Annotated in this window: 9 protein-coding genes; 6 read left to right on the top strand and 3 right to left on the bottom strand. The window is 71.9% G+C overall.

All coding sequences use genetic code 11. The features are described from left to right. Positions 1-44: 44 nt before the first annotated feature. Positions 45-2,804: a DNA polymerase I gene (gene polA, locus ACZ5PB_RS28385; protein ID WP_468694886.1), complete on the top strand. Its 2,760-nt coding sequence runs from the start codon at positions 45-47 to the stop codon at positions 2,802-2,804. Positions 2,805-2,906: 102 nt separating this feature from the next. Here the strand turns inward: polA and ACZ5PB_RS28380 are convergent, their stop codons facing one another. After that, a complete protein-coding gene (locus ACZ5PB_RS28380) occupies positions 2,907-3,737 on the bottom strand; it encodes a DUF4184 family protein (RefSeq protein ID WP_468694884.1) in 831 nt (276 codons plus the stop codon). Between the two features lie 220 nt (positions 3,738-3,957). On the opposite strand from ACZ5PB_RS28380, the gene ACZ5PB_RS28375 reads away from it, so the two are divergent. From ACZ5PB_RS28375 to pgfA, 3 genes are all read left to right on the top strand, one after another. Beyond that, positions 3,958-5,694 carry a lytic transglycosylase domain-containing protein gene (locus tag ACZ5PB_RS28375; protein ID WP_468694883.1) on the top strand — a complete coding sequence of 579 codons (1,737 nt, stop codon included), beginning with the start codon at positions 3,958-3,960 and terminating at the stop codon, positions 5,692-5,694. 173 nt (positions 5,695-5,867) lie between these two features. After that, positions 5,868-6,005: an SPW_0924 family protein gene (locus ACZ5PB_RS28370; protein ID WP_468694881.1), complete on the top strand. Its 138-nt coding sequence runs from the start codon at positions 5,868-5,870 to the stop codon at positions 6,003-6,005. Positions 6,006-6,021: 16 nt separating this feature from the next. Continuing rightward, on the top strand, positions 6,022-7,026 hold the full coding sequence (pgfA, locus tag ACZ5PB_RS28365) for a cell envelope lipid trafficking protein PgfA (protein WP_468694880.1): 1,005 nt from the start codon (positions 6,022-6,024) through the stop codon (positions 7,024-7,026). 12 nt (positions 7,027-7,038) lie between these two features. On the opposite strand, the gene hrpB is transcribed toward pgfA, so the two are convergent. Together hrpB and ACZ5PB_RS28355 are read right to left on the bottom strand one after the other, a co-directional pair. Continuing rightward, complete coding sequence (gene hrpB / locus ACZ5PB_RS28360) at positions 7,039-9,549, bottom strand: ATP-dependent helicase HrpB (RefSeq protein ID WP_468694878.1); 2,511 nt, start codon at positions 9,547-9,549, stop codon at positions 7,039-7,041. Positions 9,550-9,595: 46 nt separating this feature from the next. Further along, positions 9,596-10,462, bottom strand: coding sequence for a class I SAM-dependent methyltransferase (locus ACZ5PB_RS28355; protein ID WP_468694876.1), 867 nt, complete (start codon positions 10,460-10,462; stop codon positions 9,596-9,598). Between the two features lie 385 nt (positions 10,463-10,847). On the opposite strand from ACZ5PB_RS28355, the gene rpsA reads away from it, so the two are divergent. Further along, the gene (gene rpsA, locus ACZ5PB_RS28350) at positions 10,848-12,359 is read left to right on the top strand and encodes a 30S ribosomal protein S1 (protein WP_468694874.1); all 1,512 of its coding nucleotides are present in this window, start codon (positions 10,848-10,850) and stop codon (positions 12,357-12,359) included. Between the two features lie 254 nt (positions 12,360-12,613). Then, entirely contained in the window at positions 12,614-13,552 is a 939-nt protein-coding gene (locus ACZ5PB_RS28345) for a PAC2 family protein (RefSeq protein ID WP_468694872.1), read from the top strand. Positions 13,553-13,558: the final 6 nt, after the last annotated feature.

The following is a 13,558-nucleotide window of genomic DNA, read 5'->3' as shown; positions in this document are numbered from 1 at the left end:
GCGGGCGGACCGGATTGTCAGTGGCGCCGCCTAGGATCGGGGGCGTGGCAAAAACAGCAGCGAAGACCGCAGACAAGACCCCCTCCGCCGGAGGCGGCGAGGCAACCGGTACCGCCGGGGCCCGCCCCCGCCTGCTCCTCATGGACGGGCACTCCCTGGCCTACCGTGCGTTCTTCGCGCTGCCCGCGGAGAACTTCACGACCGCGAGCGGCCAGCCGACCAACGCCATCTACGGCTTCGCGTCGATGCTCGCGAACACCCTGCGTGACGAGGCGCCCACGCACCTCGCGGTGGCGTTCGACGTGTCCCGCAAGACGTGGCGCTCCGAGGAGTTCCCCGAGTACAAGGCGAACCGCTCCAAGACCCCCGACGAGTTCAAGGGGCAGGTCGAGCTGATCGGCGAGCTCCTCGACGCGATGCACGTGGACCGCTTCGCGATCGACGGCTTCGAGGCCGACGACGTGATCGCGACGCTCGCGACCCAGGCCGAGGAGGCCGGGTTCGACGTGCTGATCGTGACCGGCGACCGCGACTCGTTCCAGCTGATCACCGAGCACGTCACCGTCCTCTACCCGACCAAGGGCGTCTCCGAGCTGACCCGCTTCACCCCGGAGAAGGTCGAGGAGAAGTACGGGCTCACCCCGCAGCAGTACCCGGACTTCGCGGCCCTGCGCGGCGACCCGTCCGACAACCTCCCCGGCATCCCCGGCGTCGGCGAGAAGACCGCCGCGAAGTGGATCAACCAGTTCGGCTCGTTCGCCGACCTGGTGGAGCGCGCCGACGAGGTCAAGGGCAAGGCCGGACAGAACTTCCGGGACCACCTGGACGCCGTCAAGCTGAACCGCAAGCTCACCGAGATGGTGCGCGACGTGGAACTGGCCAAGGGCCCCGCCGACCTGGAGCGCGCCGCCTACGACCGCGACGCGGTGGCCGGCGTCCTGGACGTACTGGAGATCCGCAACCCGTCGCTGCGCGAGCGGCTGTACGCGGTGGACCCGGGTGCCGCCGAGGAGGAGGCCGCCGCCCCGGCCGCAGGCCTGGAGCTGGACGGCTCGGTGCTGGGCACCGGCGAGGTCGCCCCGTGGCTGGCGGAGCACGGCGCGCAGCCGCTCGGCGTCGCCACGGTCGACACGTGGGCGCTCGGCACGGGCAGCGTCACCGAGATCGCGCTGGCCGCCGCCGACGGCGCCGCCGCCTGGTTCGACCCGGCGCAGCTCGACGAGACCGACGGGAAGGCCGTCGCCGCCTGGTTCGCCGACGCGGACCGCCCCAAGGTGCTGCACAACGCCAAGGGCGCGATGCGGGTCCTGCCGGAGCACGGCTGGACGCTGGACGGCGTCACCATGGACACCGCGCTCGCCGCGTACCTGGTGAAGCCGGGCCGCCGCTCCTTCGCGCTCGACGCGCTGTCGGTGGAGTACCTGGGCCGCGAGCTGGCCCCGGCGGCGGCTGCCGAGGGGCAGCTGGCGTTCGGCTCCGAGGAGGACGAGCGGGCCGAGGCGGACGCCCTGATGGGGCAGGCCCGCACCATCCTCGACCTGGGCGACGCCTTCACGGAGCGGCTGCGGGAGGTCGGCGCGGCCGAGCTGCTGCACGACGTGGAGCTGCCCACCTCGATCCTCCTCGCCCGCCTGGAGCGGCACGGCATCGCCGCCGACCGGGAGCACCTGACCACCATGGAGCAGCAGTTCGCGGGCGCCGTGCAGCAGGCGGTCGGCGAGGCGCACGACGCGGCGGGCCGCGAGTTCAACCTCGGTTCGCCCAAGCAGCTCCAGGAGATCCTCTTCGGCGAGCTGGCGCTGCCCAAGACGAAGAAGACCAAGACCGGTTACACCACGGACGCGGACGCGCTCGCCTGGCTGGCAGGGCAGACCGAGCACGAACTCCCGGTGATCATGCTGCGCCACCGCGAGCAGGCCAAGCTGCGCGTCACCGTCGAGGGCCTGATCAAGACGATCGCCGCCGACGGCCGCATCCACACGACCTTCAACCAGACGGTGGCCGCGACCGGACGCCTCTCCTCCACCGAGCCCAATCTGCAGAACATCCCGGTCCGCACCGACGAGGGCCGCGCCATCCGCCGCGGCTTCGTCGTCGGCGAGGGCTACGAGTGCCTGATGACGGCCGACTACAGCCAGATCGAACTGCGCGTCATGGCCCACCTCTCCGAGGACGCGGGCCTGATCGAGGCGTTCAAGTCCGGCGAGGACCTGCACACCACCGTCGCCTCCCAGGTGTTCGGCGTGGAGCGCTCCGAGGTCGACGCCGAGATGCGCCGCAAGATCAAGGCGATGTCGTACGGACTGGCCTACGGGCTCTCCGCGTTCGGCCTCTCCCAGCAGCTGAACATCGACGCGGGCGAGGCGCGCGGTCTGATGAACACCTTCTTCGAGCGGTTCGGCGGAGTGCAGGACTACCTCCAGCGCGCCGTCGAGGAGGCCCGCGCCACGGGGTACACGGAGACGATGCTCGGCCGCCGCCGCTACCTCCCGGACCTCAACAGCGACAACCGCCAGCGCCGCGAGATGGCCGAGCGGATGGCGCTCAACGCCCCCATCCAGGGCACCGCCGCCGACATCGTCAAGGTCGCGATGCTGAACGTGGACGCCGCGCTGGAGAAGGCCGGGCTGACCTCGCGGATGCTGCTCCAGGTGCACGACGAAATCGTGCTGGAGATCGCGAAGGGCGAGCGGGAGCGGGTCGAGGAGATCGTCCGCCACGAGATGGCCTCGGCCGTCGAACTGCGGGCACCGCTCGACGTGTCGGTGGGCGTGGGCGCGGACTGGGAGTCGGCCGCGCACTGAGAGCGAGGCAGTACCCGGGCAGGACGAGGGGCGGCTCCCGACGGGGGGCCGCCCCTTGCCCTGCCCCTGCGGGACCAGTACGCCCTACGGGACGAGCGTGCCCTAAGGGACGAGCACGCCCTCCGTGGCCGAGGACGTCCGCCGCCACCGGCCCACCAGCACCACGTACAGCACCAGCCCCACCAGCAGTCCGGCCCCCGCGCCGAAGCAGATCGTCGGGATGTAGTCGAACGGCCGCAGCGGCACGGTCTGGTGGGCCGCCCAGCGCACGCACCGCAGCACCGCCCCGAGCACCGTGCACCCGAGCAGCACCGCGCCCCCGGCGGCCCGCTGCCGTGCGGACAGCAGTGGTACGTCGCCCGGCGCCGCGTCCCCGCCCGGCTGCCGCCGCAGTGCCGTCACCAGGAACCAGCCGAGCCCCACGGCCGCGAGCGCCGAAGTCCCGTACTGCGCATAGGTGTAGAGGGGGAACCCCGCGATCGTGCTTCCGAGCACCGGGAAGAGGTCCGTCCCCAACCGCCCCGGATGCGTGAACAGGTCCCACCCGACGTGCGTCAGCGCCCCCACCACCGCCGACAGCACGAACTTCCCCGCCAGCGACGCCGATACGCCGTCCCAGCGCGCGCCGCGCACGAACCCGTACACCCGCCCCTGCCACCGGCGCGGCAGCAGTGCGACGAGCGGTGTCCGTATGAGCAGCCACAGCCCCACGAGCAGCGCCGTGCACAGGACGTCGGCGGTGAGGATGCCCGGCACCGAGTGCGTGAAGCCGCCGAAGGACATGCCGTTGGGCAAGAACGAGGCGAGGAAGTACGTCAGGTCGGGGGCGAAGGACCCGGCCACCAGAGCCGACGCGAGGAAGGGTCCGCGCCCCGTCCCGTCGCGCCGGATTCCGGGCAGCACGGCTGCGGCATGGCTGAGTGTGAACGGCACCCTTGTCCCCCTGATGACATCTGCTGGCTACTTGACCCCTTGTGATCAGTAACGCTCAGTATGCGGGACCGTTGAGGCCGGTCTTTCAGGAGTTTCTCAGGTGTCGAACTGGTGAAAAGCGCCCAGAAGCCGGTGTTCGGGCTCCGAGAGTTGTCGTAGTGTCACGTGGGTCGTCGCGCTGGGGAGCGCGCACTGCCGCCGATGGGGAGGGACCACTCGCATGGCAGCACAATTCGGTCGCCGTTTGCGCAAGGGGGCGACCACGACAGCGGTCGCGGCGATAGCCGTGGCCGCCCTGTCCGCGTCGCAGGCCCCCGGGGTCACGGGTACGTACGAGGGCCAGCCGGCCGGTGCGAAGCCCCAGCCCGAGTCCGCGGCCTCCGGCAACTCCCCCTACTACACGGACCTGCCGCCGCTGACGACGCCCACCCCGGGCGCCACGACCGGCACCGGTGACGGCTCCACCCCGGCAGCCGAGGCGGAGGCGGGCCTTCCGGCGACCGTCCTGGACGCGTACAAGAAGGCCCAGGCGGCGGTCGAGAGCGCCGACCCCTCCTGCAAGCTCCCCTGGCAACTCCTCGCGGCCATCGGCAAGGTGGAGTCCGGGCAGGCGCGCGGCGGCCAGGTCGACGCCCAGGGCAACACCCTCAAGCCGATCCGCGGCCCGGTGCTCAACGGCATCGGCTTCGCACACATAGCGGACACCGACAAGGGCGAGTTCGACGGCGACGCCACGTACGACCGGGCGATAGGCCCGATGCAGTTCATCCCGTCGACCTGGGCGCGCAACGGCAAGGACGGCAACGGCGACGGCCGCAAGGACCCGAACAACATCTACGACGCCGCCCTCGCCGCCGGCCACTACCTCTGCGCCGGCTCCCGCGACATGACCGTCGCGGAGGACCGCGACAAGGCGATCCTCAGCTACAACCGGTCGCAGGAGTACCTGCGGACGGTCCTTTCCTGGTTCGACTACTACAACCGCGGCACCCACGAGGTCCCGGACGGCAGCGGCGTCCAGCCCTCCGCCCCCGAGCCCAACAGCCCGCCCACCACGGGACCGGGCGCCGGACCCACGGCCCCGCCGACCACCCCGGCGCCGGGCCCCACCGCCCCCGGCACCAAGCCGACCACTCCCGCCACCAAGCCCCCCACCCCGACGAAGCCGCCGACCACCCCGGCCGGGGTCAGCAAACTGGCGGTGGCGGGCGGGCAGAAGCTCACCGCCGTCGCGGGCAAGAACTTCGCGGACCGCCAGGCGGTGCGGGCCCTGTCCGCGACGGGCAAGCCGGTGGCCGGGGTCAAGGTCGGCTTCACGGTCGTCGGCACCACCGGCGCCCGCTTCCCGGGCAACGCGACGCGCACCACCGTCACCACCGGCAAGGACGGCATCGCGACCGCACCCGCCCTCGCGGCGGGGGAGAAGGCGGGCTCCTTCGTGGTCCGGGCGACCGCGACGGGCGCTCCGGCCGCCGAGTTCTGGGCGACCGTCACGGCCAAGCCCGCTCCGGCGCCGAAGGCGGACGCGCTGGCCCGTACCTCGGACACCGCGCTCAAGGCGGAGGCCGGGGCCGAGTTCGCCACCCAGGTCGAGGTCAAAGCCACCGACGGCGGCAAGGCCCTCGCCGGGTCCAAGGTCTCCGCCGTGGTCATCGGCACCAAGGGCCCGTACTTCAAGGCCGCCGACGGCAAGGCGGTCCGCACCGTGGGCGGACTCGTCACGGGCGCCGACGGCACGGTGAAGCTGCCCAAGCTCTACGCGGACGGCACGGTGGGTACATACGTCCTGCGCATCGTCGCGGACGGCGTCGTACTGAACGTGGAGCTGACGGTCACCGCGGCACCGACGACCCCGCCGACGACACCGCCCACCACGCCGCCGACGACCCCGACCACGCCGCCCACGACGACGCCGACCACCCCGGGGACGACACCTTCGGGGACGGCCAAGCCGTAGGGGCGAGCCGCAGGGAACGGCGCACGCTGTACTCAGGAAGGGCCGGGGGCATCGTCCCCGGCCCTTTCCCCGTGCCCGGGCCGTTCGACCTGTTCCCCTCTTGCGCCCCCGTTGCTACGGTGCCCCCTCGCTGACGGTACGTCAGAAACCGTACGTCGGGAGGGAGTCGGGCCATGCGCGCACTCATAGCCGCCGCCATCGGACTGGTGGCGGCGTTCGCCCTGGTCCTCACGATCACGGCCATCGGCGTGCCGCCCGGCGAGACCTCGCCGAAGCCGCTGCTGACCACCGTTCCCGGTCCGAAGAAGTAGTGGGGGCGAGCCGCAGATGCGACGCAAAGCCAGCCTGATCCTGCTCGCCTTCGCGGTCTTCTTCGCCGCGCTCTCCCCGCTCTTCCGCTGGTACGCCTTCCCGAGGCTGGCCAAGATCCCGCCCAGCCAGTACCAGGAAGCCGTACTGGAGGCGAAGCCCGCGGTCCTCGTCGACTACGGCACCATGCAGGCCAAGAAGGTCGAGAAGCTCACCATCGTGCAGACCCTCAAGGGCAACGTCGAGGAGTCCGAGAAGATCGAGGCGACCGCCGGCCGCGACGTCGTCGTCTGGGACACCCTCTCCTACGTCGTCGGCCCCGACGGCAAGATGATCTCCTCCATCCCCGAGCGCTACATCTTCGACGCCCACACCCAGGACCCGGTGCACGCGACCGGCGAAATGGTCGACGGCGACCCGGTGCAGCGGACCGGCATCGAGTACAAGTGGCCCTTCCTGACCGAGAAGCGCGACTACGAGTACTTCGACTACCGCGCCCGGAAGACCGCCCCCATCCACTACAAGGGCACCCAGACCTTCCGCGGCCTGGAGGTCTACTACTTCGAGCAGACCATCCCGTGGACCAAGGTCCGCTACCCCAAGAAGATGCCGATGCCGGGCATCGACTCCACCAAGCTGGAGAAGCAGACCGGTACGAGCATGTGGTACACGACCAAGCGGATGTTCTGGATCGACCCCGTGACGGGCGCCCCGGTCAACGGCGAGGAGATCCACCAGGAGGAGATGCGCGGGGGCAGCCTGCTGGGCGGCCGGGACAAGGTGACGGCGTTCTCGGGCCACGTGAAGATGCGCGCGGACTACATCGACTCGACGGTCGCCCTGGTCAAGTCGAACCGCACGCTGGTGCTTCTGCTCTCCTCGTACCTCCCGTGGGGCTTCCTGGCCCTGGGCCTGCTCCTCCTGGCCCTGTCCCTCTGGCTGGAGGCGAAGACGCGGCGCGCGCCGCGGGGGCGGAGGTGGGATGGGGGCGAGGGGTTCGACTCCGCCGCTCAAGGCGGCTAGGGGGCGGGGGTGTTACCCCCGCTGGCGCGCCTTCGTGTGTCTCGTGGCGATCCCCGCCGCCGGGTCCTCCGGCCAAGGGTGTTTTGGGTAGCGGCCCCGGAGCTCCGTCCGTACCGCCCGGTAGCCGTCCTTCCAGAAGGACTCCAGGTCCGCCGTCACCGCCGCAGGACGCCCCGCCGGGGACAGCAGGTGCACCAGTACGGGCACCCCCGGCACGCCCCCCACCCGAGGTGTCCGCGCCAGGCCGAACATCTCCTGCAACTTCACCGCCAGTACCGGCTGTTCGCCCCCGTAGTCCACCCGGATCCGCGACCCGCTCGGCACCTCGATCCGCTCCGGTGCCAGCTCGTCCAGCCGGGACGCGTCCCCGCTCGCCCACGGCAGTAGCCGCCGCAGCGCCTGACCGGCGTCGATCCGCCCCAGATCGGCCTGCCGCCGGGCCCGCGAGAGCTCCGGCTCCAGCCACTCCTGAGCGCGCTCCGCCAGCGCCCCGTAGGACACGTCCGGCCACGGTGCGCCCAACTCCCGGTGCAGGAAGGCCAGTCGTTCCCGCAGCCCCTCCGCGTCCCGGCTCCACCGCAGCAGCCCGAGGCCCTCCCTGCGCAGCCCCTCCTGCAGCGCTTCGCGCACGCGCGCGCGTGGCGGGTCCTTCAGCGGCCGTACGGTCAGCTCGACGGCGCCCAGCCGCTCCACCCGCCGGGCGACGACGTCCCCGCCCTCCCAGCCCACTTCCTCACCGGAGTCGAGCAGGTGCTCCGCCGCCAGGCGCGCGGTGTCCTCGTCGATCACGGCGGCCAGCCGCACGCGCGCGGACGCCGAGTGCGAGGGCCGGTCGGCGACGGCCACCGCCAGCCACCCCGCCGTGCGCAGCCGCGACGTCTCCGTCACCTCGGCCCCGGTCCCCGACGCCATCAGGAACGCCCCCGCTCCCCGCGCCCTCGCCACCCGCTCGGGAAACGCCAGCGCCGCCACCAGCCCCGCCGCCGCATCGTCCGAGAGCGTCCCGCCGGCGGCGCCCGCCCCCTCCACCTGCGAGGCCAGCCGCCGCGCCTCCTGCTTCCAGCGCGCCCCGTACCCGTCGCTGCCCCGGCGGGCCGCCCGCCAGGCCGCCGCGAGATCGTCGCCGTACTCCCTGGGCGGCTCCTCGCTCAGCAGCGCCACCACCTCGGCCGCCCGGCGCGCGCCCACCTCGCGGGCGCCGTCCAGCAGGGCGCGGCCCAGCCGGGGGTGCAGACCGAGCCGGGACAGCCGTACGCCACGGTCCGTCGCCCGCCCCTGCCCGTCCACCGCGCCGACCGCCGTCAGCACCTCCCGCGCCGCCGCCATCGCCCCGGCCGGGGGAGCGTCGAGCAGGGCCAGGCCCTGGGCGCCGGGATCGCCCCAGCAGGCCGCCTGGAGGGCGAAGGCGGTGAGGTCCGCGACCTTGATCTCGGGGTTCGGGAAGCCCGGCAGCCGCGCCTCCTCGGCCTCGTCCCAGCAGCGGTACGCCGTCCCGGGGGCCTCGCGCCCGGCCCGGCCCGCCCGCTGCCGGGACGCCGCACGGGACGCCCGTACCGTCGTCAGCGCACTCAGGCCCCGCGCGTGGTCGGTGCGCGGCTCGCGCGCCAGGCCCGAGTCCACGACGACCCGCACCCCCGGCACGGTCAGGCTCGACTCGGCGACGGACGTCGTCAGGACCAATCGGCGCCCGGCCGCCGAACCCGCGAGCACCGCGTCCTGCACGGCGGCGGGCGCCCGGCCGTGCACCTGGAGCACCTCGGCGTCCACCCCGCCCAGCTGCCCCGCCACCCGGGCGATCTCCCCGACCCCCGGCAGGAAGCACAGCACGTCGCCGGTCCGCTCGGCCAGCGCCCTGCGCACCACCGACGCCACATGGGCCAGCTGCGCCGGATCGACCCGCATCCCGTGCGGCGGCCGGACCGGACGCGCGGGCGGCGCCCACAGCGTCTCGACGGGGTACGACACCCCCTGCGCCTCCACCACCGGTGCGCCGCCGAGGAGTTGGGCCCAGCCCGCCGCGTCGGTCGTCGCGGAGGCCGCCACCAGGCGCAGCTCGGGGCGGATGGTCTCGCGTACGTCCAGCAGGAAGGCCGCCACGGTGTCCGCGTCGAGGTGGCGCTCGTGGCACTCGTCGAGCACCACGACGTCCGTCCCGGCCAACTCCTGGTCGCGCTGGAGGCGTTGCAGCAGTACGCCGGTGGTGACGACCTCCACGACGGTCTCGCGGCCCGCCCTGCGCTCGCCCCGGACGGTGAAGCCGACGCGCTCGCCGACCTGCTCGCCGAGCAGCCAGGCCATCCGGCGGGCGGCGGCCCGCGCGGCGATGCGACGGGGCTCCGCCACTACCACCCGGCGGGCCGGCCCGCCACCGGTCAGCCCGGCGAGGACCAGCGGCACGAGGGTGGTCTTGCCCGTACCGGGCGGCGCGCACAGGACGGCGGTGCCGTGGTCGTCCAGAGCGGCCGTGAGGGCGGGCAGGGCGGTGCGTACGGGGAGCTGGGCCAGGGCGTCGGTGCGGATCACGCCCCCAGTGTCGTACGGGGGCGGGGGACGGCGGCGCCGAACCCTCCTAGGAGCGTTCGCAGACGAAGATCGCGGTGCCCGGGATCAGGTTGCCGCGCAGCGGGGACCAGCCGCCCCACTCCGCGCTGTTCCAGGCCGGCCACTCCGGTTCCACCAGGTCGACCAGGCGGAAGCCGCCCGCCACCACGTCGCGGACGCGGTCGCCGAGGGTGCGGTGGTGTTCCACGTACACCGCGTTGCCCCGCTCGTCCTGCTCGACGTAGGGGACGCGGTCGAAGTAGGAGGCGGAGACCGAGAGGCCCTCGGGGCCCGGCTCGTCGGGGAACGCCCAGCGGATGGGGTGGGTCACCGAGAAGACCCAGCGCCCGCCGGGCCGCAGCACCCGGTGCACCTCGCGGAACACCTTCACCGGGTCCGCGACGAACGGCACCGCCCCGTACGCGGAGCACGCCAGGTCGAAGGAGCCGTCCGCGAAGGGGAGCGTCCCGGCGTCCGCCTGCACCAGGCCCACCCCGTCCTCGCCGCCGCCGATCCGCAGCGCGTGCTGGAGCTGGCGGTGCGAGAGGTCCAGGGCGACCGGGCGGGCCCCCTGCGCGGCCAGCCAGCGCGCGCACTGTGCGGCCCCCGCGCCGATCTCCAGCACGGAGAGCCCCTTGAGAGCGGAAGCGGGGCCCAGCAGCCCCGCCTCCGCCTCGTCGAGGCCCTCCGGGCCCCAGACGAAGCGGTCGTCGCCCAGGAAGTTCCCGTGGTCCTGCTGGTACTCGTCCGCGTTGCGGTCCCACCAGCCCCGGCTGGCCCGGCTGCTCTCGTCGTCGCCGGCCGCACGCCGGGTCGCCTCCGGTTCGGAGTCGTCCGTCTCCGTGGAGTCACCGAACACGTCAAGGGCCTCGAAAGCGTCGTCCTCGTGGATCATTGCGCCCGTCTGAATCGTCTGAGTAGGCTCCGCCCGACCGGATCGTCCGCTGCGGTCGCGCAGCGATGCCGGGAGGGGGCGGAAGGGCCATTGTGGCCTCGCCGAACCTGAGTTGTGCCGGGTATGGGGCGTTCCGCCCCGGGTGTGTGCCTTCGCGCATTGACCCTGCCCGGCGGCCCCCGTATGCTACAAGTTGCGCTGCGAGCCTGCGCGCCTCAGACCTAGCAGGCCGCGCTCGTATCTGTATGTATGTCCCCTCGGTTTTCGAGGCGCCTCCGGCGAAATTTTCGGTGGTGCTTCTTCGGCTGTCCGGTCGCTGCAGAACGAAGGGCTCACGGCGTAGCAGTACCTACGACTTACTGTCCGTACCGGAGCCCTTTCCCACATGACGAGCAGCACCGAGACCACCTCTACCACCCCGCAGGTAGCGGTCAACGACATCGGTAACGAGGAAGCCTTCCTCGCCGCGATCGACGAGACGATCAAGTACTTCAACGACGGCGACATCGTCGACGGCGTCATCGTGAAGGTCGACCGGGACGAGGTCCTGCTCGACATCGGTTACAAGACCGAAGGCGTCATCCCGTCCCGCGAGCTTTCCATCAAGCACGACGTCGACCCCAACGAGGTCGTCGCCGTGGGCGATGAGATCGAGGCCCTGGTTCTCCAGAAGGAGGACAAGGAAGGCCGTCTCATCCTGTCCAAGAAGCGTGCGCAGTACGAGCGCGCCTGGGGCACGATCGAGAAGATCAAGGAAGAGGACGGGATCGTCACCGGCACCGTCATCGAGGTCGTCAAGGGTGGTCTCATCCTCGACATCGGCCTCCGTGGCTTCCTGCCGGCCTCCCTCGTCGAGATGCGCCGTGTCCGCGACCTCCAGCCCTACGTGGGCAAGGAGCTCGAAGCCAAGATCATCGAGCTGGACAAGAACCGCAACAACGTGGTCCTGTCCCGCCGTGCCTGGCTTGAGCAGACGCAGTCCGAGGTGCGCCAGACGTTCCTCACGACCCTCCAGAAGGGTCAGGTCCGCTCCGGCGTCGTTTCCTCGATCGTCAACTTCGGTGCCTTCGTGGACCTGGGTGGCGTCGACGGTCTCGTGCACGTCTCCGAGCTGTCCTGGAAGCACATCGACCACCCGTCCGAGGTTGTCGAGGTCGGCCAGGAAGTCACCGTCGAGGTCCTCGACGTCGACATGGACCGCGAGCGTGTCTCCCTGTCGCTGAAGGCGACGCAGGAAGACCCGTGGCAGCAGTTCGCCCGTACGCACCAGATCGGCCAGGTCGTTCCCGGCAAGGTCACCAAGCTGGTTCCGTTCGGTGCGTTCGTGCGCGTCGACGAGGGCATCGAGGGTCTGGTCCACATCTCCGAGCTGGCCGAGCGCCACGTGGAGATCCCGGAGCAGGTCGTCCAGGTCAACGACGAGATCTTCGTCAAGGTCATCGACATCGACCTTGAGCGTCGCCGGATCTCGCTGTCGCTGAAGCAGGCCAACGAGTCCTTCGGTGCCGACCCGGCCTCGGTCGAGTTCGACCCGACGCTGTACGGCATGGCCGCCTCGTACGACGACCAGGGCAACTACATCTACCCCGAGGGCTTCGACCCCGAGACGAACGACTGGCTCGAGGGCTTCGAGACCCAGCGTGAGGCTTGGGAGGGTCAGTACGCCGAGGCGCAGCAGCGCTTCGAGCAGCACCAGGCCCAGGTCATCAAGTCCCGCGAGGCCGACGAGGCCGCCGCTGCCGAGGGCGCTGCCGCTCCGGCCGCGACCGGTGGCAACGCCGGTGCGGGCATCTCGGGTGGTTCGTACTCCTCGGAGTCGGACGACAACTCCGGCGCCCTGGCGTCGGACGAGGCCCTGGCTGCCCTGCGCGAGAAGCTGGCGGGCGGCCAGAGCTGAAGCTCTGACCCTCACCGGTCCGCGTGATCGTCCGGATTCTCTGATTCCGGCGGTCGACAGCTGAACTGGCTGAACGACGAGGCCCGTTCCCCTTCGGGGGAGCGGGCCTCGTCGCATGTGCGCCCGTCGGTTCCCGCTGCCGGTTCCCGCTGCGCGGGATCCGCACTCGTACGAGGGATCGGAGGGCCGGACGGGAATGCCCGGGGCCCGTGGCACGTTCTTCTCTGAGAACCACCGAGGAGGTAGCGGGAATCGTGCTTGATCCGCAGGGTTTGTACGCATGGGAGCCGAAGGGGCTGGCAGTCGTCGACATGGCGCTCGCCCAGGAGTCGGCCGGACTTGTCATGCTCTACCACTTCGACGGCTATATCGACGCGGGGGAGACCGGCGACCAGATCGTCGAGAAGCTGCTCGACACGCTGCCGCACCAGGTCGTGGCCCGCTTCGACCACGACCGGCTGGTGGACTACCGGGCCCGCAGGCCCCTGTTGACGTTCCGCCGCGACCAGTGGACGGACTACGAGACCCCGTCCCTCGAAGTGCACCTGGTGCAGGACGCCACGGGCGCCCCGTTCCTGCTCCTGGCCGGCCCCGAGCCGGACGTGGAGTGGGAGCGGTTCGCCGCCGCGGTCCGGCAGGTCGTGGAGCGCCTCGGCGTGCGGCTGGCGGTGAACTTCCACGGGATACCCATGGGCGTCCCGCACACCCGCCCGGTGGGCCTCACCCCGCACGGCAACCGCACGGACCTGGTTCCCGGGCACCGCAGCCCGTTCGACGAGGCCCAGGTGCCGGGTTCGGCGGAGTCGCTGGTGGAGTACCGGCTCACGGAGGCGGGGCACGACGTGCTCGGCGTCGCGGCCCACGTACCGCACTACGTGTCCCGGTCCGCCTACCCGGACTCGGCGTTGACCGTCCTGGAGGCGATCACCGCGGCGACCGGCCTGGTCCTGCCGTCGGTGGCGCACTCGCTGCGCACGGAGGCGCGGCGCACCCAGGACGAGATCGACCGGCAGGTCGGCGAGGGCGACGAGGAACTGGTCGCCCTGGTCCAGGGACTTGAGCACCAGTACGACGCGGTGGCCGGGGCGGAGACCCGCGGCAGCCTGGTCGCGGAGGCCAAGGACCTGCCGTCGGCGGACGAGATCGGCCTGGAATTCGAGAAGTTCCTCGCGGAGCGCGAGGGAGACCTGTAGGGGCCT

Source organism: Streptomyces sp. NPDC032721 (assembly GCF_055579625.1).
This window is presented reverse-complemented; position numbering and strand designations above follow the sequence as displayed.